17 protein-coding genes are annotated in these 18,440 nt (G+C 44.4%); 6 read left to right on the forward strand and 11 right to left on the reverse strand.

Annotated features, from left to right (window positions below):
- Positions 1-16: 16 nt before the first annotated feature.
- Positions 17-1,225 carry a flagellar assembly protein T N-terminal domain-containing protein gene (locus HF888_RS02260; protein WP_007018688.1) on the forward strand — a complete coding sequence of 403 codons (1,209 nt, stop codon included), beginning with the start codon at positions 17-19 and terminating at the stop codon, positions 1,223-1,225.
- Positions 1,226-1,317: 92 nt separating this feature from the next.
- Here HF888_RS02260 and HF888_RS02265 read toward each other — a convergent pair whose 3' ends face one another.
- From HF888_RS02265 to HF888_RS02310, 10 genes are all read right to left on the reverse strand, one after another.
- Positions 1,318-2,889 (reverse strand): SpoVR family protein, encoded by a 1,572-nt coding sequence (locus tag HF888_RS02265; protein ID WP_007018689.1) that lies wholly within the window; start codon positions 2,887-2,889, stop codon positions 1,318-1,320.
- A complete protein-coding gene (locus HF888_RS02270) occupies positions 2,886-4,178 on the reverse strand; it encodes a YeaH/YhbH family protein (RefSeq protein WP_007018690.1) in 1,293 nt (430 codons plus the stop codon). Before HF888_RS02270 ends, HF888_RS02265 begins: the two co-directional genes overlap by 4 nt.
- Before the next feature lie 28 nt (positions 4,179-4,206).
- A complete protein-coding gene (locus HF888_RS02275) occupies positions 4,207-6,129 on the reverse strand; it encodes a PrkA family serine protein kinase (protein WP_007018691.1) in 1,923 nt (640 codons plus the stop codon).
- Positions 6,130-6,538: 409 nt separating this feature from the next.
- Positions 6,539-6,853 (reverse strand): thiosulfate sulfurtransferase GlpE, encoded by a 315-nt coding sequence (glpE, locus tag HF888_RS02280; protein ID WP_007018692.1) that lies wholly within the window; start codon positions 6,851-6,853, stop codon positions 6,539-6,541.
- Entirely contained in the window at positions 6,846-7,676 is an 831-nt protein-coding gene (locus HF888_RS02285; protein ID WP_007018693.1) for a symmetrical bis(5'-nucleosyl)-tetraphosphatase, read from the reverse strand. The genes glpE and HF888_RS02285 overlap by 8 nt, the downstream gene beginning before the upstream one ends.
- A complete protein-coding gene (apaG, locus tag HF888_RS02290; RefSeq protein WP_007018694.1) occupies positions 7,676-8,053 on the reverse strand; it encodes a Co2+/Mg2+ efflux protein ApaG in 378 nt (125 codons plus the stop codon). Before apaG ends, HF888_RS02285 begins: the two co-directional genes overlap by 1 nt.
- A complete protein-coding gene (rsmA, locus tag HF888_RS02295) occupies positions 8,046-8,867 on the reverse strand; it encodes a 16S rRNA (adenine(1518)-N(6)/adenine(1519)-N(6))-dimethyltransferase RsmA (protein WP_040298098.1) in 822 nt (273 codons plus the stop codon). The genes apaG and rsmA overlap by 8 nt, the downstream gene beginning before the upstream one ends.
- Positions 8,868-8,887: 20 nt before the next feature.
- Positions 8,888-9,874 carry a 4-hydroxythreonine-4-phosphate dehydrogenase PdxA gene (pdxA, locus tag HF888_RS02300; protein WP_007018696.1) on the reverse strand — a complete coding sequence of 329 codons (987 nt, stop codon included), beginning with the start codon at positions 9,872-9,874 and terminating at the stop codon, positions 8,888-8,890.
- A 2-nt stretch (positions 9,875-9,876) separates the two neighbouring features.
- Positions 9,877-11,163, reverse strand: a complete 1,287-nt coding sequence (locus HF888_RS02305) for a peptidylprolyl isomerase (RefSeq protein WP_040298158.1) — start codon at positions 11,161-11,163, stop codon at positions 9,877-9,879.
- On the reverse strand, positions 11,153-13,507 hold the full coding sequence (locus HF888_RS02310) for an LPS-assembly protein LptD (protein WP_165837041.1): 2,355 nt from the start codon (positions 13,505-13,507) through the stop codon (positions 11,153-11,155). Before HF888_RS02310 ends, HF888_RS02305 begins: the two co-directional genes overlap by 11 nt.
- A 172-nt stretch (positions 13,508-13,679) precedes the next feature.
- Here HF888_RS02310 and HF888_RS02315 point away from each other — a divergent pair, with 172 nt between their 5' ends.
- The 3 genes from HF888_RS02315 to djlA are packed head-to-tail and all read left to right on the forward strand — an operon-like array spanning position 13,680 to position 16,178.
- A complete protein-coding gene (locus HF888_RS02315) occupies positions 13,680-14,693 on the forward strand; it encodes an aminoglycoside phosphotransferase family protein (protein WP_007018699.1) in 1,014 nt (337 codons plus the stop codon).
- Between the two features lie 10 nt (positions 14,694-14,703).
- Positions 14,704-15,378 carry an N-acetylmuramate alpha-1-phosphate uridylyltransferase MurU gene (gene murU / locus HF888_RS02320; protein ID WP_007018700.1) on the forward strand — a complete coding sequence of 225 codons (675 nt, stop codon included), beginning with the start codon at positions 14,704-14,706 and terminating at the stop codon, positions 15,376-15,378.
- Positions 15,375-16,178: a co-chaperone DjlA gene (gene djlA / locus HF888_RS02325; RefSeq protein ID WP_007018701.1), complete on the forward strand. Its 804-nt coding sequence runs from the start codon at positions 15,375-15,377 to the stop codon at positions 16,176-16,178. The genes murU and djlA overlap by 4 nt, the downstream gene beginning before the upstream one ends.
- Before the next feature lie 3 nt (positions 16,179-16,181).
- Here djlA and HF888_RS02330 read toward each other — a convergent pair whose 3' ends face one another.
- Positions 16,182-16,883 carry a lysophospholipid acyltransferase family protein gene (locus HF888_RS02330; protein ID WP_007018702.1) on the reverse strand — a complete coding sequence of 234 codons (702 nt, stop codon included), beginning with the start codon at positions 16,881-16,883 and terminating at the stop codon, positions 16,182-16,184.
- 188 nt (positions 16,884-17,071) lie between these two features.
- On the opposite strand from HF888_RS02330, the gene rpe reads away from it, so the two are divergent.
- Complete coding sequence (rpe, locus tag HF888_RS02335; protein WP_007018703.1) at positions 17,072-17,749, forward strand: ribulose-phosphate 3-epimerase; 678 nt, start codon at positions 17,072-17,074, stop codon at positions 17,747-17,749.
- Between the two features lie 19 nt (positions 17,750-17,768).
- Entirely contained in the window at positions 17,769-18,440 is a 672-nt protein-coding gene (gene gph / locus HF888_RS02340) for a phosphoglycolate phosphatase (RefSeq protein WP_007018704.1), read from the forward strand.

Consider the following 18,440-nt stretch of genomic DNA (forward strand, 5'->3'; position numbering starts at 1 on the left):
CGTCAGGGAGAGGGTTATGAAACATTGGATTCTCGCTATCGTGATGATGTTGGCCGCTATGCTTATCACAGTCAGTTCATATGCCGTTGAATTGACTTCTGTTGGCAGTGCTGCGGTCGGTAAGGATCTAATAGAAAGCCGAGACAATGCTATTCGTGATGCCTTGCGTCAGGCTTCCCTGCAAATGGGTGGTTCTATTCACAGTTCGCAAATGCTGGTGGATGGCTTGGTTACGCGTGATCAAGTGAACTTAAAAAGTAACGGGCAATTTCGGCATGTACGAGTTTTAGAAGAAAAAATCGCACACGGTATTATTCAGGTTAAGATTCGAGCAGAATTTCTAGAGGGCGGTCAATGCGAAACAAACCAGGGCAATGGTTATCGCAAGGCCGTAGCCGTAGCAGGCTTTGCTCTACAAAATCCTAAAGACTCTGTGTTAGGTGGTCTGGGTAATATCGAGCAACGCCTAAGTGGCGTATTAGCGAATACCATTAATGGCCGTCATCGCTTGCATGCAATGGATAGTGGCCATGTATTATTGTTCACCAGCGTTGATCGTGCTCCGTCTTCGCAGAATAACTTGCAGCGTTTAACCAACAGTGTCGAGCTGGCAAAGGAGTTAGGAGCGCAATTTGTTGTCAGTGGAGTCATTCGTGATCTTTCTATGGTGAACCCAAATGCAGATTTGCCTAGCATCTGGGATACGCCATTAAGCTATGTTGGCATTGAAAAAGATAAACGCCATCGCAATTTTGTTTTGGATGTCTATGTACATGATGGCATCAGCGGCTCACTTATGTTCCAAAATACTTACGCTACCATGGGTGAATGGAATTATGATGATCACCGCCGCACAGGTTTTGCCACACCTGTTTACTGGAAAAGTGACTTTGGCCAGAAATCAAAAGAGTTGATTAGCAAAGTTGTAAGGGATTTAAATAGTAATCTTGGTTGCCAGCCGTATATGGCAAAAATTATCGATGCACGTGGTGACTTTATTCGCATAGATACAGGCAGTAGTGTAGGTATGCGTCCAGGGGATGAACTAACGGTTTTTAGAACTAGCACATTCTATAACTTGGATCAGCAAGGTTTGACTCAATTACAAGGTACGGAGATCAAAGCTAAGATCACGCAAGTGCAGCCACGTTTTGCTGTTGCCAAACTAGAGAAAACCGCTGCGCGTTTTGCGATTCAGCGTGAAGACGTTGTAGTGGCTTGGTAAAGGATTCAACAGTTTCGGAAGAATATAAATGGATCCCCGATCGAAGCGCGTCGGGGATGACACTTATTGCTCGTATTCATTGTCCCCGCCTATTAAGGGACGCTTAGGTCTAATTGAATATCCACATCATAGGGTTTTTCTTTATCATTGGTGCAAGAGTATGTCTTGGCGACTTTACCTTGATCATCAATGGAATGCAGATACACATCAAAGCCCCATAAGCGACGAAGATGCTTTAATACTTCATTGCTATCATCACCTAAAGGCACATTATCTTGTCGATAATGATGCAGAGTCAGAGATCGATCACCTTCCACGTCTACTTTATACACCTGAATGTTAGGCTCACGATACGACAAGTCATATTGCCGAGCTAAATTCTCGCGTACTTGATGATAACCTTCGTCGTCATGAATGGCATCAATCTGAATATGCATTTTACGTTCGTCATCCATGATGCTGAATAAGCGCATATCGCGCATCACTTTGGGTGATAGATACTGCAATACAAAGCTTTCATCCTTAAAGTTTTGCATAGCAAAGTGAACAGTATCCAGCCAATCACTGCCTGCAATATCTGGGAACCAGCGCCTGTCTTCTTCGGTAGGATTCTCACAAATACGACGAATATCGGTAAACATAGAAAAGCCTAACGCATACGGATTAATACCGCTGTAGTAAGGGCTATCGTAAGGTGGTTGATACACTACATTAGTATGGCTGTTTAAAAACTCCATAATGAAGCCATCAGATACCAATCCTTCGTCATACATGGTGTTCAATAAAGTGTAATGCCAAAACGTCGCCCAGCCCTCGTTCATCACTTGGGTTTGACGTTGCGGATAAAAATACTGAGCCAGTTTACGTACGATACGAATAACTTCCCGCTGCCAGGGTCTTAGCAAAGGCGCATTTTTCTCTAAGAAATAAAGCAAATTTTCTTGCGGTTCTTGTGGATAACGGCGTTCCTTCTCTTCTTTTACTTTTTCTTTACCTGGGATTGTACGCCACAAGTCATTGACTTGCTGTTGTAGTATATCTTCGCGGTTTTTTTGTCTTTCTTTTTCTTCATGAGCACTAATTGGACGAGGACGCTTGTAGCGGTCTACCCCATAGTTCATTAGCGCATGAGCAGCATCGAGTACATCTTCTACCGCATCGACACCATGGCGTTCTTCGCATTCTTTAATGTATTGTCGGGCAAAGACTAAGTAGTCGATGATGGCACTGGCATCGGTCCATGTTCGGAAAAGATAATTCCCTTTAAAGAAACTATTATGGCCATAGCAAGCATGAGCAATGACTAAGGCTTGCATCGTGATGGTATTTTCTTCCATTAAATAGGCAATACAAGGGTCACTATTAATCACAATTTCATAGGCCAAACCCATTTGTCCTCTCTGGTAGTGAGTTTGGGTTTGCAAAAACTGTTTACCATAAGACCAATGATGATAGCTTATGGGCATGCCCACGCTAGCGTAGGCATCCATCATTTGCTCGGCGGTAATGACTTCAATTTGATTGGGATAGGTATCAAGTCGATATCCTTCGGCGATACGTGCGATGTGACTATCGTATTCACGCAACAAATCGAAATTCCAATCTGACCCTTGAGAGATAGGTTCATAGGGTTTTTTCTTGGCGGACTTTTTCGCTGCTGTCATACCGCCTCCTTGATATCTTTTTGCGAGAACAAGTCTCGGAAAACGGGGAAGATTTCTTCGGCCCCAGTGATTTGTTCCATAGCGAAGCGCTCGCCCAGCTGAGGTGCTAATTCTTCATAAGCTCGCCACAAGGCTTGGTGTGCGTGCGGCGTAATTTCGATATAGGCGAAATACTGAAGCAAGGGCATAATACGTTGGCTGAGTATTTCTGCACATTGAGGGCTATCGTCATCCCAGTTATCACCATCGCTGGCTTGTGCTCCATAGATATTCCACTCAGCGGGGTTGTAACGTGCTTCAATAATGTCAGCCATCAGTTCTAGCGCGCTGGATACAATGGTACCGCCGGTTTCTCGGCTATAGAAAAATTCTTCTTCGTTTACTTCTTTTGCACTAGTATGGTGACGAATGAACACCACTTCGGTTCGTTCATAATTTCGTTCTAAAAACAAATAGAGCAAAATATAAAAGCGTTTCGCAATATCTTTGATTTGTTGAGTCATGGAGCCAGAAACATCCATCACACAGAACATTACAGCCTTGGTACTGGGGGTAGGTTCTTTTACTAGATTTCGATAATGAATATCAAAGGTATCAATGAAGGGAATGCGTTGAATCTTCTCTTCGAGTTTTTGGATTCGCTCTTCTAGTTCTTTAATTTTAATAGGGTTGCGTAAGTCTTCGTCTTTTTCTAATTCTTCACCTAACTCTTTTTTCGCGGCCCTTAGCTTGCGTCGTGAACTTGCACTTAAGGCAATGCGGCGCGCTTGAGCACTACGCATGGATTTAACAACGGCTAAGTTGTTGGGTGTGCCTGTAGCTGTGTAACCTGCACGACGGTATTCCATTGCATCGTGTTCAGTTAGCGTCTTTTTGACCATGTTAGGTAGGGCAAGGTCTTCAAAGACATAATCGAGAAATTCTTCTTTCGAGATATAAAAAGAAAAATCGTCGATGCCTTCCCCTTGGTTGCTGGCATTGCCTTCACCAGCACCACCACCTTGTCCTTCCCCTTTGGGACGTAGGATTTTGTCACCAGCATGAAATTCTTTGTTGCCAGGGAGTACACGTTGCCGTGCGCCCCCTTGGCCATGATGGAAAGTCGGTTCATTAGTATCCCGTGTCGGGATAGATATTTTTTCGCCACGCTCCATATCGGTAATGGAACGCTTGTTGACCGCGTCGGTCACCGCTTTCTTAATATGGGACTTGTACCGGCGTAAAAAACGCTGACGGTTCACCATACTTTTGTTTTTACCATTTAAGCGGCGATCAATAATATAGCTCATGGGCACCTCGCCTTCTTAACAGGTTTCTTTACTGCGACTTACGCACGCGTAAGTACCATTCAGATAGTAGGCGAACCTGTTTCTCGGTGTATCCACGCTCAACCATGCGAGCAACAAAGTTATCGTGTTTTTTCTTCTCGTCGGAGGATCCTTTGGCGTTAAAACTGATAACGGGCAGTAGGTCTTCCGTATTGGCGAACATTTTCTTCTCAATAACTGAACGCATCTTTTCGTAACTTTGCCAGCTTGGGTTTTTACCTTGGTTATTTGCTTTGGCGCGCAATACAAAGTTAACCACTTCATTACGGAAGTCTTTAGGATTACTGATACCCGCTGGTTTCTCGATCTTCTCTAGCTCTTCATTGATAGCGGCACGATCAAGAATTTCACCGGTTTCAGGGTCTCGGTATTCTTGATCTTGAATCCAGAAGTCTGCATAAGTGACGTAGCGGTCAAAAATATTTTGGCCGTATTCACTGTAGGACTCGAGGTAGGCGGTTTGAATTTCTTTACCGATAAAGTCGACATATTTAGGCGCTAGGTACTCTTTGATAAAGTTCAGGTAGCGATCTGCGGTTTCTTGTGGGAACTGCTCCTGCTCTATTTGTTTTTCCAGAACATACATAAGATGAACTGGGTTGGCAGCCACTTCGCTGGCATCAAAGTTAAACACACGGCTTAGGATTTTGAAGGCGAAACGGGTAGAAAGACCGCTCATGCCTTCGTTAACACCTGCAGCGTCACGATACTCTTGAATGGATTTTGCTTTGGGATCGGTATCTTTGAGATTTTCACCGTCGTAAATGCGCATCTTGCTGTAAACACTGGAGTTCTCAGGTTCTTTTACGCGGGATAAAATCGAGAATTGCGCGAGCATATGCAAAGTATCTGGAGCACAAGGAGCACGGTTAAGTGAGCTGTTTTTCAATAGCTTCTCATAAATTTGCATTTCTTCTTTGATACGCAAACAGTAAGGCACTTTTACGATGTAAACACGGTCAATGAAAGCTTCATTGGTTTTATTATTTTTGAACGTTTGCCATTCGCTTTCGTTAGAGTGGGCCATGACGATGCCATCAAACGGTATCGCGCCCATGCCCTCCGTACCATTGTAATTCCCTTCTTGTGTGGCGGTGAGTAAGGGGTGTAGTACTTTGATAGGGGCTTTGAACATTTCGACAAATTCCATCATGCCTTGGTTCGCACGACATAGCGCACCTGAGAAACTGTAGGCGTCAGGATCGTCTTGTGAATGGTCCTCAAGTTGTCGAATATCCACCTTACCTACGAGAGAGCTAATATCTTGGTTGTTCTCGTCACCGGGTTCTGTTTTAGCAACGGCAATCTGATCGATAATACTGGGGTAGAGTTTGACAACTTTAAATTGGCTAATATCCCCTTTAAATTCACGCAAGCGCTTAGCGGCCCAAGGGGACATGATGCCACGGACATAGCGTTTGGGAATGCCATAGTCTTCTTCTAGAATGGTTGCGTCTTCATCTGGATCAAAGAGACCAAGTGGAGATTCAAATACCGGCGAACCTTGGATAGCATAAAACGGCACTTTTTGTACGAGGTGTTTAAGGCGCTCTGCCAGTGATGATTTACCACCACCAACTGGACCAAGGAGATATAAAATTTGCTTTCTTTCTTCCAAGCCTTGGGCGGCATGACGGAAGTACGACACGATTTGTTCGACAGCCTCTTCCATGCCATAAAACTCACTAAAGGCAGGATACCGTTTTATGACTTTATTTGAAAAGATGCGACTTAGGCGGGGATCATCACTGGTATTGATAAGTTCTGGCTCGCCGATGGCTTGCAACATTCGCTCCGGAGCGGTCGCATAAGCTGTTGGATCTTCCTTGCACAGTTGCAGATACTCCTGCAACGTCATGACTTCTTCTTGCGTAACTTTGTAGCGATCCTGATAGTGATTGAATATTGTCATGGTCCACACCCCGCCGAATTGTCAAAATCTGTTTAGGCTTATCAGTTACAGCATGCCCTCTCTTTAATTTAGCGCGTAAAGCGCCTCCTGTATGCTTATATGTGATTGCCTATAAAATGGATTAGCAGCAAAGCGTCAATTTTTTACTGCTTCCTGAAATATGTTGCATAGGCTGTGCCTTTATTTCTAAATTTAATAAAAAATCTTTGGAAATAATAAAACGATCGTATGACTTAGATGTGGATAATATAGATAGGTTCGAATGTTAGTGAGGAATTGTGAAGGCCGAGTATTGAGTGTGGCGTATGATTGTTCATCATTCTCAGCTTGACTGAGAATCCATCCAATGATTTTTACATTGAAAAATGGATTCCCGCCTGCGCGGGAATGACGAATCATACACTTAATGTTAGGAGCTAACCCGGTCTGGGTACAGGCTTTGCCACATGGTAAAACCGCCATCAAGACTATACACATCGCTAAAGCCTTGCTCGGCTAAGAACTGGGCTGCACTTTGGCTAGAGTTGCCATGGTAGCAGCAGACAACAACCTTGCTGTCTTTTGGCGTATCTGTAATGAATTGCTGAACATTGTCGTTATCTAAACGCAGTGAGCTGGGAATATGACCTTGCTGAAAACTAATAAGGTCGCGAATATCCACTATTTTCACGGCTTCGCTATCCATTATGTCTCTCAGTTCTGCAATATTCATATGTTTAAACATGGGTCACCTTTTTATCGTCCAGTGCGCATAAATAGCGTTGGCCACTTTCGATATGCATTAATGTCATGGGACCGCCCCAAACGCAACCCGTATCTAAACCAGTGACATTAGGATGGTCGAAAACGCCCCCAAGAGCGGCCCAATGGCCAAACAGTAATTGGTATTTTTTGTTTGCAATTTGATAATGAAACCAGGGCTGCAAATCATTATCTTGTTTGATGACATTGCCTTTCTCATTTAGGTCCAATTCACCGTGAGGGCCGATAAAGCGCATGCGCGTAAAGTAATTGACGATACAGCGGATGCGTTCCATACCCGATAGACTGTCTTCCCAAATGTGCGGCTCGTTGCCATACATGTGTTTATAAAATTTGTCTGCTTTTGGGCTCTGCAGAACCGCTTCTACTTCATCACTCAACGCCTCGGCTTTTTTAACGTCCCACATAGGGGGAATGCCAGCGTGGCACATAGCCAGTTTTCTTTCTTTATCGCGATAGAATAACGGGCGTTTACTTAGCCATTTAAGTAGCTTTTCTGAATTTTCAGATTCAATGATCTTTGTTAAATCTTTGTCTTTTTTCGGACTGTGCCCAGAGGCCATGGCCAGTAAATGGAGGTCATGATTACCTAACACGACTTTTAAACTTTTGCGCATGTCATAGAGGAATGTGAGTGCGCCAAGGCTATCAGGACCTCGATTAACAAGGTCGCCAACGCACCAAAGCTGATCTTTGCTAGGGTCAAACTTGACGTGGTCTAACAGGCGTTTTAACGGATCTAAGCATCCCTGGATATCGCCGACGGCAAAAGTTCGTTTACTCATTAGTGCACGCTGTGGGTTGCGGCTAAAGTGAAAACTGGAATTGGTACATCGAAGTATATCCCTTCGTCATCAATCATGCGGTAACTACCTTGCATGGTGCCTACCGGTGTTTCCATAACGGTACCACTGGTGTAGGTGTAGCTTTCACCGGGTAATATTGTGGGTTGCTTACCGATGACGCCATCGCCGCGAACTTCTTGTGTCTTTAAGGTTTCGCCGTTGGTGATAATCCAATGGCGGCTTAATAGTTGGGCAGTGCGCTCACCCTCGTTGTGAATGGTGACGGTGTAACTAAATACATAACGTTTTTTCTCGTCACTGGATTCTTCAACGAGGTAGCGAGGGATGACATCGACTCGGACGTTTGGATTAGCCATTATCTGCTCGTTCGTATATATAATCAGCGATGCGTGTGTATTCAGGCAAGCCTAAGCGCTCTGGTCGTAGAGCCGGATCAATGCCTAGCTTTTCTAATTCTTCACTGCTGATGGTTTTTTTCAAGTTATTGCGCAACGTTTTGCGGCGCATAGCAAAGCTTTCTCTGACAATGCGTTCAAACGTTTTATGATCTTTCACTGGATAGGGGAGATCTTGGTGAGGCACCATGCGCACGATGGCACTATCCACTTTTGGTGCAGGTTTAAATGCCCCTGGTCCTACATCAAACATATGCTGAACTTGGCAATAGTATTGAGCCATGATGGATAAGCGACCATAGTTGTTATCCCCCGGGCCTGCTGCTAAGCGCTGAACCACCTCTTTTTGCAGCATAAAATGCATGTCTTTCACTAAACCAGAGTAACTTAACAGGTGAAAGATTAAAGGCGTGGAAATGTTGTAGGGTAGGTTGCCCACAATTCTTAGTTGCTCTTCAGGAGCTTGCTTTAGTGTCGCAAAATCGAACTTGAGTGCATCAGATTCATGGATGCGAAAGCCTTTGTGATTGAAGAATTTAACCTTTAAGCCGGGAATCAAGTCGCGGTCAAGTTCAACTACGTCCAATTCACCTTCGGTTGCGTCCAGTAGTTCTTCAGTAATCGCGCCCATGCCTGGACCAATTTCAACAATACGATCACCCACTTTTGGGCGAATGCTTTTCACGATATTTCGAATCACGTTGGGATCGTGAAGGAAGTTTTGTCCAAAGCGTTTGCGGGCCTGATGCCCCATGTGGAACTTGTCGTTGCTCATATTATTGGCAGTATCTCGTGTTAAGCTTGCTTACATGCTGCCATATGGCGTGCATAGTCGATGGCGGTTGTGAAGCTGCCACCATTGGCTTTTCCTGTGCCGGCTAAATCCAATGCGGTACCGTGATCGACACTGGTGCGAATAATGGGAAGCCCTAGTGTAATGTTAGCAGCTGCGCCAAAGCCTTTGTATTTTAAGACAGGTAAACCCTGATCGTGATACATAGCCAAAACCGCGTCGCCGTTTTCTAGCACTTTATCGGTGAAGAGAGTATCGGCAGGCAAGGGTTCACTGACATCTATGCCTTGGTCGCGCAGTTTGTTCAGCGTAGGAATAATGGTATCAATTTCTTCTCGACCCATATGACCACCCTCTCCAGCATGAGGGTTCAAGCCACAGACGAGAATGCGCGGCGTGCTTAAACCAAAGAAGGTCTTTAGGTCGTGGTCTAACACTTTTGTGACATCGCTGAGTTTTTTCTCTGTGATTGCCGCAGGTACGTCTTTTAGTGGTAAGTGGGTTGTCACCAAGGCCACCATTAGCCCTTTTGTTGCTAGCATCATGACCACTTGTGGGCTGTTGGTCATCTCTTCTAAAAACTCGGTATGGCCACTGAATGCAATGCCTGCCTCGTTAATGACCCCTTTATGCACTGGTGCTGTGACCATGGCATCATAAAGCCCGTCCATGCAGCCTTGGCAGGCGTGCTCTAGGGTATTTAACACATACTGGGCATTGGCTGGATTGAGCTCACCAATCACTTCTTGTTCTGCAAGTGGTATATGTTCAACCCACAATTCGCCAGCTTGGCTGCCTTGTGCTGGCATGTTTGGATCAAAGGCTTTGATCGTTAAACCCAAACCCAGCAGTTTGGCGCGGCGTTGCAGCAAGTTCGCATCACCAATAGCAATCACTTGCGCTTCCTGCTGAACTTTTTGGGCGTGGGTTACGACTAAATCCGGGCCAATGCCTGATGGTTCACCAATGGTAATGGCTAAGCGTTGCATAATTACTTAACTTCCACGTAAGCATCAGCGCGAATCTGGCGTAGCCAAATCGGTAGCTCTTCTTCAAAACGACGGCTGTATAATAACTGACGCGCTTGATTACGCTGAATCTCTTCACCTACGTCCTTTTGACGGTAGTCAGTTACTTGCAGTACGTGCCAACCAAAGCGCGACTTAAATGGCTCGCTGATCTGGCCCTTTTTCGTGGCATTCATGGTTTGCTCAAATGCTGGCACCATATCCCCTTGGTTGACCCAGCCCAAGTCGCCGCCACTGAGTTTACTGCCAGGATCGTCACTGTACTCTTTGGCTAACTCATCGAAGTCAGCGCCATTTTTCAGCTTCTTATACAAATCATTGATAAGTTTTTTCGCCTGTTGGCTATTTCGAATCTCATTTTCTTGAATCAAGATGTGGCGTGCCTTGGTTTGACGAACCATCTGAGTATCACCACCACGCTTATCGCTGATTTTAATGATGTGATAGCCGCTGGCGCTGCGAATCGGGTTGCTCACTTGTCCTTTTTTTAGATCCGGTACGATGTCGGCAAATAGTGTGGGTAACTCTGCCTCTTTGCGCCATCCAAGATCGCCGCCTTTTAAGGCATTGCGGCCCTCTGATTGACTGATGGCCATTTGCTGAAAGTCTGCGCCATTACGCAGCTTTTTCACGATATCTTCCGCTTTGTTTTGCGCACGCTTTAGTTGAGCACGACTGGCTTGTGACGGTACTTGTATAAGAATGTGACCTAGACGGTACTCTTCGGCTGTGGCGCTTTTACCGCGTACGCTATTGAGAAAGTTGTCTACATCCTGCTCACTGATATTGATTTTGCTACCCACGCGATAGCGTTGTACTTCGGAAATAATGCGTTCACGACGAATTTGTTCTCGTGCTTGTGCATAACTCACACCGTCCTTTTCCAGAGCCTTTTTAAATTCACGTAAGGTCAGGCCGTTTTGTTTGGCAATGTTAATGATGGTTTGATTTAACTGTTCATCGCTAATACGCATACCTGAACGCTCAGCCATTTGCAGTTGTAGATTTTCTATAATGAGGCGCTCTAATACTTGATCTTGTAATATGTCGTCAGGTGGCAAACGCATTCCCTGACTTTGACGCTTGATCGTATCAATGCGTTGTTCTAACTCGCTTTCCATGATGATACCGTCATCAACCACAGCGGCGATACTGTCAATGGTTTGAATTTGCGCTTGTAGTGGCAAGCTTACGGCGAATATGCCCAATAGGGCTGTTTTCGTGATTTGTTGAATAATACTAGTAGTCATGGATTTGTCTTTGGTCATAGCCATAAATGCGTTCACTTAAAATCTCTTCGCTCTTACTACCCAGTATTCCAAGTCCTTTGAAATGGATCTGGAAGAGGAACTGATAGTCTTTTTGATTATCGCTTTGTGTGTGTTCTTCATAAGTAAACTGAAAGCGCATGCAACAGTTTTGATATTCGATACCGACTAAACTCTCGATATTGAGCAGATTATTCGCTTCTTTCTCATCTTTTGTGACACTATCATAAGGATAAATATCCTGCTTGCGTTGCCCGTAAAACGCAAACGAATCTGTCACTGGAGCAAAAAACGCAAGTCCTACTTGCTTTTGTTTGGTTGCCTCTACATGGCTGAAGTTCATATCAAATAACCAAGAATCTGGTTCTTGGTAATTTAGCTGCCAGCTGGCCTTTTCAAATGGCTCTTCTCCTTTGTCAGCATTGGCCTTGTATTGAACATCTAGTTTAGTACGCCAATAATCGCGGAACGTCCAGGCTACCTCACCGGCAAGAGACGAACTGTTGTTTTGCTCGTCCGAACTAAGTTCTGAACCTGTCGCAAGGGCAATGGTGCGGTCGTCTAAGTAGTGTATTTGACCAATGCTTGCGCGGAATACCTCGCTACCTTGACCATTTAAGAAACGCGTCGTTAATCCAAGAGAAATTTGCTGGGTGTCGCCGATGCGGTCATAGCCTGTGAAGCGGTCAGCTGAGAACAATTGACTGTAGCTGAAGCTAGTGGCTGTGGTATCAAATAAGGGTATGTACTGCTGCTCTTCGTATGGTGTATAGGCCAGCATGATGCGGGGCTCTAAGGTTTGGGTGTACGATGAATCAAACCAGTTCAATTGACGTTCGAAAAATAATCCAGCGTCTACTTGAGCACTGTAAAGTTGTCGTGTTTGCTCTGTGTCAAAGCCTTGGCTGACAAGGCTCTCATCGATATTGCTTAGCTCGTAGTAGGTACTCATCAAGCTAATTTGGGGCTCAACAAAGCTATAGCTGTTACGCCACGGATAGCTAATTTCTAATTGCCCATGAATGCGCTGTCCTTCGATTTTGTTGATGCCACTCAAATCATCATTGTCGCGACTGAAGGAGGTGGCTTCGGCTTCGTAGTGCCAATGTAATCGATTGTCTTGTGCAATGCTTAAGTTGCTTACACGCAACTGCGGTAAACGATAGTAAGGCTTGTTGGCATCACTGATGTTTTCGTCGATGGTCTGATATTGTTCTGCACGAGTCAGGAATTGAATATCGCCATTATTGAATTCTAATTCTGTATTTTGTTTCAAATAGCTATCGCGGTTAATTACACCTGAGCGAGAAAAGTCATTATCAAAATAAACGTCACTTACTTCTTGGTAGTTAACACGGTATTGCCATGATTGACTCAATTGCAACTGGTGCTGCCATGCTCTTGACCAGCGCTCTGAGTTTTCGCGATGGTTGACATCGTTTTCCGCTAAACCATTGGCCTCATCATCGTTTAGGTAGCTAACATCAAGCTGACCAAATCCAAGACCATTGAGGTAGCGGAATTGGTTTTCTAATATGACACCGTGCTCACGCACGTAGCGCGGGGTGAAGGTATCATCGTAGTTCGGTGCGATGTTGAAATAAAAAGGCAGTGCTAATTCATTGATGAATATGTCGGTATCGCTGATATCGCCTTTAGCGCTGCGCGCTCCAATACTGATTTCAGGGTTCAGGAAGCCAGTTAAGCGATCTTCACTAATAGGAAAGCGATAATAGGGAAGATATAGAATAGGGACTTGTTTGATTCTAAGACGTGCATGATACGCCTCTCCGTATCCTTGTGGTTCGTTTAAATACAATTCGCTGGCTTTTAGGTCCCAAAGATCAGATCCTGGTTCGCAATATGTGTAACTCGCATTGTTAAGGGTCAGTGATTGGTCTTCGGCTAGTTCAATACTATCTGCTTGGCCACGGATATGGCTTTGCGGCACAGTATAATAGGACCCTTGTAAAACAGCGGCGCCATTTCCAGCATTATAATTCAAACGCTCAGCCAACATACTGATGTCTGGACTAATAAATTGGATGTCTTGCTGAAATACCACTTCGCCACTTTTCGGATCATAAGTGGCACTTTCGCCTTTTACTAGGTTGCCATCGCGCATCATAGAGACACGACCAGTGAATTGCGCGATTCCGGACTCGGCATACTCGCCGCTATCACTTTCGATTTCCAAAACTCCGGTTTGTCTGTCCACGGGGGGCGGTGCCATGTAGTCGCCGCTGCAGAAACTAGGTAATGCGTCCGCTTGTGCTTGAGGGAGTTGATGTTTTTCTAGCCAGTGTAGCTTCTTCCAGAAACCCACAGTGTCGCTCTCGGCTGCCAGGAGCTGCGGCGATTGGCTTGTAATTAATGCTGTAATTATAAGTAGCCCAGGGCGAGGCATGTGACCAAAATTCCTAATCAAATCGCTAACTTGTGTTATGGTGCAGCAACAAAACCTGAATTGTACGTTTTATCCCATTTAAGGGCCAGCTATGGATGCAAGACTGACCGCATTGCAAGCTTGGGTGACCGAAACCCTGCATGATCTGAACCTAGGTGAACCCCAAGGTTCCCTTGAGACCGTTTCTGGCGATGCTAGCTTTCGTCGTTATTTCCGCCAACTTCTCACTTCACAGAGGCGCACCTATATTGCTGTAGATGCGCCGCCAGAAAAAGAAGACAGCGAGCCTTTTGTTCGAATCGCCAACCACTGGCACAAGCAAGGAGTGAAGGTGCCAAAAGTGATTAAAGCTGACTTACAGCAGGGCTTTATGTTACTGGAGGATTTTGGTGACGCTTTGCTTCAGCCTTTGCTCGAGGAAAGTATAGAACAGGCCAGTGATCTATATTCGTCCTGTATGGATAGTTTGATTGAAATCCAGCAAACGGATTTACCCTTGCCTCAATACGATGCTGAGTTACTTGATCGAGAAATGCGCTTGTTCACCGAGTGGTATTTACCTAAACACCTAGAATACAAATTGAGTTCGCAAGAACAAAGTATGCTAGACGATACCTTTGCAATGTTAAGAGAAACAGCATTGGGGCAAATACAAGCGCCTGTGCATCGTGATTATCATAGTCGCAATCTAATGAAACTCACTTCGGGTGATATTGGCATTATTGATTTTCAAGATGCAGTGCATGGTCCATTAACATATGATTTGGTGAGCTTATTACGCGACGCCTATATTGATTGGCCACAGGAACAGGTCCAGTCGTGGGCGCAAGATTATTTTGCCAAAGCCCGACAAGCTGGTTTAGTGGGGGCCATTAGTGATGGACAACTCATGTTGTGGTTTGATTGGATGGGGCTTCAGCGTCATATTAAGGTGGTTGGTATCTTTGCGCGTCTAGCGTACCGTGATGGTAAAACCCGTTATCTTGACGATATTCCGCGAACTTTGAATTATATTCGACAAGTAAGCGCTGAGTACGATGCCTTGACCGAGTTTCATCAATGGTTAGAAAATCAATTGATGCCTGTTATTGAAAGTAGAGCGTGACACGATATTCATGAAAGCCATGATTTTGGCCGCAGGTCGCGGCACGCGCATGAAACATTTAACGGACAACAGTCCAAAGCCAATGCTACAGGTAGCTGGCAAGCCGCTTATTGCCCATCACGTAGAGCGTTTAGTGAAAGCAGGATTTAATGAGCTTGTCATTAATCATGCGTATCTAGGGGAACAAATTGAAGCATACCTTGGTGATGGCAGTGCTTATGGATGTCAGATTCAATACAGTCACGAAAAAACTGCTTTGGAAACCGGCGGGGGTATTTTTCAGGCGCTGCCATTATTGGTCAATGAACGCGAACCCTGCTTTGCAGTGGTTAATGGGGATGTGTGGAGCGATATGGATTATCAAAGATTAAATAAAGGTATCCATCATCATGCGCATTTGTTCTTGGTAGGTAATCCTTCACACAATCCAGATGGCGATTTTGCTTTGCACAATGGTATGGTCAAAGTATCAGAAGGCGAGGAGGCTTTTACCTTTTCCGGCTTGAGTATCTTACACAAAGATCTATTTGATGGTTGTGAGTCGGGTGCATTTAAATTGGCGCCATTATTAAAAAAGGCAATGCACTCTAAGCAAGTGACTGGGGATGTGTATCGTGGTTACTGGCTAGACGTAGGCACCCCTGAGCGCTTGCAAGAAATTAATCAACGGTTGCTAAATCAATGAAATTAGAACAGTGGACAGGAAAAATCATCGGTGGTTTTCTGGGCTTATTAAGCGGTGGGCCAGTTGGTTTATTAATAGGTTTGTTACTGGGTAATGTTTTCGATCACGTCAATGGGCGCTTTCGTGGCGAACAAACCAGCCATGCTGAAGGGCAAAATATTTTTTTCCGAGTTACGTTTTTGGTGATGGGGCAAATGGCCAAAAGTGATGGCCGCGTAACTGAAAAAGAAATTCAGCAAGCTCGATTTGTTATGGATCAGATGGGCCTAAATGAAACACAACGTCGTGCTGCTATCGAGCTTTTTACTGAGGGTAAAAGCCCACACTTGGATCTAGAGCATGAAATACAGCAGCTCATGCGCAGCGTAGGACGTCGAGGATCATTGATCCAGATGTTCTTAGAAATACAAGTTAGTGTTGCCTATGCTGATGGTGAGCTGAGCCTTCAGGAAAAGCACTTGCTTGATCGTGTTTGTCGCATCATGGGAATTAGTGCCCTACAGTTTGAGTATATTCATGCGCGAGTGCGAGCAAGCCAGGAACAATTCCGCGGACAGTTTAACCAGAGTTTTTCCCGTAGTGCAGATGAGTTGAAGTTGGCTTATCAGATTTTAGGTGTAAAACCTGACTGTAGCGATACAGCCCTTAAGCGGGCCTATCGTAAATTAATGAGTGAACATCATCCTGATAAACTAGTCGCCAAAGGCTTACCAGAAGAGATGATGCAAATGGCAAAAGAAAAGACTCAGGAAATACAAACCGCTTACGACAAAATCAAGAAACACAGAAAAGCGCAATAAAGATTATTTACTGATATCAATGCACGCTTTTTCAATTTTCTTTCGACAGGTGACAGCCAAATCGAGAGCATCTTCTTGCGTCATGCCTTTTGTAGAAATTGGTTCCAAACATTTCACCTTGATTGTCCCCGATTGCCACTGGCGATAGTTCATGGTGAGGTGACGTAAGGAGAAGCAAATAGGCTGTACCGGAACCTGGCCTTCAATGGCTAACTTAAACGCACCCAATTTAAAAGGTAGAGGTGTGCCCCAGTTACGCGTACCTTCAGGGAAAATCAGAACCGATAGTTGTTTTTCCTGCATGCGCTTCGCCGCAATAGACAATGCCTTTTGTGCTTTTGATTTATTCTTTCGTTTTATCAAAATATTACCAGCCAGATAATAAAGTAAGCCAATAAAGGGCACGTAAATCATTTCCCATTTTCCTAAAGTCACCGTGCCGTTACGAATAATGTTGATGGCGAAGAAAATGTCATGAGTATCTTGATGATTACTTACAAAAACAACGGGGGATTCAGGACTTAAGCGTTCACCGTTTTCTATTTCGACGGTTGCTCCCCAGTACCACAACATGACTTTGCCACAAACATTGGATACCAACGCCATGTTATTGCGATGCCTTGGGCGTAGCAGAGTTACAGGGGTCAGCGCGAGAGCAAGAAAGGCTAAGATGACAAAAGCCAGAGAAACACGAATAGCGTACATTAGACCGAATACCAATTATTATCATTATGAGGTTTAGGTGTCTGAAGTTTATCAGCGGCGGTCATATCAATCTACATTTTTGGCTCACAAAAACGACTAGCAATAAAGTTGGGTATGGTCTGGGGTATTGGGACTATTTCGGGTAAAATTCGACCAAACTTAATACTATCGATGAGAGAGCTGTACTGATGAGCAAGCAAAGCCCATTAATTGCCCCTTCTATTTTATCAGCCGACTTTGCTCGTTTAGGCGAAGAAGTAGATAACGTTCTAGCTGCGGGTGCAGACATAGTACATTTTGATGTAATGGATAATCATTACGTACCTAACCTGACGATTGGCCCTATGGTGTGTAAAGCATTGCGCAATCATGGCGTCACCGCCCCTATTGATGTTCACTTAATGGTAAGTCCTGTGGATCGTATTATTGGTGATTTTATTGAGGCTGGTGCATCTTATATTACCTTCCATCCAGAAGCGTCTGATCACATTGATCGCTCACTACAGATCATTAAAGATGCCGGTTGTAAAGCAGGTTTAGTTTTCAACCCAGCGACGCCATTGCACTATATGGATTACGTAATGGATAAATTAGATATGGTTCTGCTGATGTCGGTTAACCCAGGCTTTGGCGGTCAAAGCTTTATTCCTGCGACTTTGGACAAGCTTAAGCAAGCCCGCAAAAAAATTGATGACAGCGGTTTGGATATACGTCTTGAAATTGATGGTGGTGTAAAAGTAGATAATATTGCAGAAATTGCCGCTGCAGGTGCAGATACCTTTGTTGCTGGTAGTGCGATATTTAATGCTGATGATTATCAAACTACCATTGAAAAAATGCGTGCTGAAATAGCAAAAAGCAATTAGTTATTAGGTCTGCTCAAAAATGTCTAAAGCTTTACCCAAGGCCGTTATTTTTGATTTAGATGGAACGCTTGTTGATAGCGTTCCCGATTTAACGACCGCCGTTAACTTAGCATTCGCTGAGATAATTGATGAGTCTGAGTATTTTTCTCAAGATCAGATTCGGCTTTGGGTGGGTAATGGTAGTCGACGCTTAATTGAACGCGCAATATGTGCATTTGGAAAAGTACTGCCGATTGAGCAATTGCATTCAGCTTTTTTAAAGCATTATAAAGCACATCATAATAATGCGTCGCGACTTTATAAAGGCGTTATCACATTATTAACCGCTCTTAAGAAAAATAATATTAATATAGGTTTAGTAACCAATAAGCCCGTCGCTTTTGTACCTAGCTTATTGCAGGCGCTAAAGATTGGCTCGTACTTTGATATTTATCTTGGTGGCGATTCGTTAGAGTATAAAAAACCACACCCCGAACCACTTCAACACTGTTTGTCTTTTTGGAAATTATCTGAAAATGATGTGGTTATGGTGGGGGATAGTGAATCCGATGCGCTTGCTGCACAAGCCGCTAATATCCCCTGCATTATGTTAAAACAGGGCTATAATCAGGGTGTTGATTTGAACTCATTACCAGCTGAAAGCGTGCTTGATGATATTAACGCTCTGCATGATTATTGGTTTCCATTATAG

The sequence above is a fragment of the Bermanella marisrubri genome, from assembly GCF_012295615.1.
In the GTDB taxonomy this organism is placed as follows: Bacteria; Pseudomonadota; Gammaproteobacteria; order Pseudomonadales; family Oceanobacteraceae; genus Bermanella; species Bermanella marisrubri.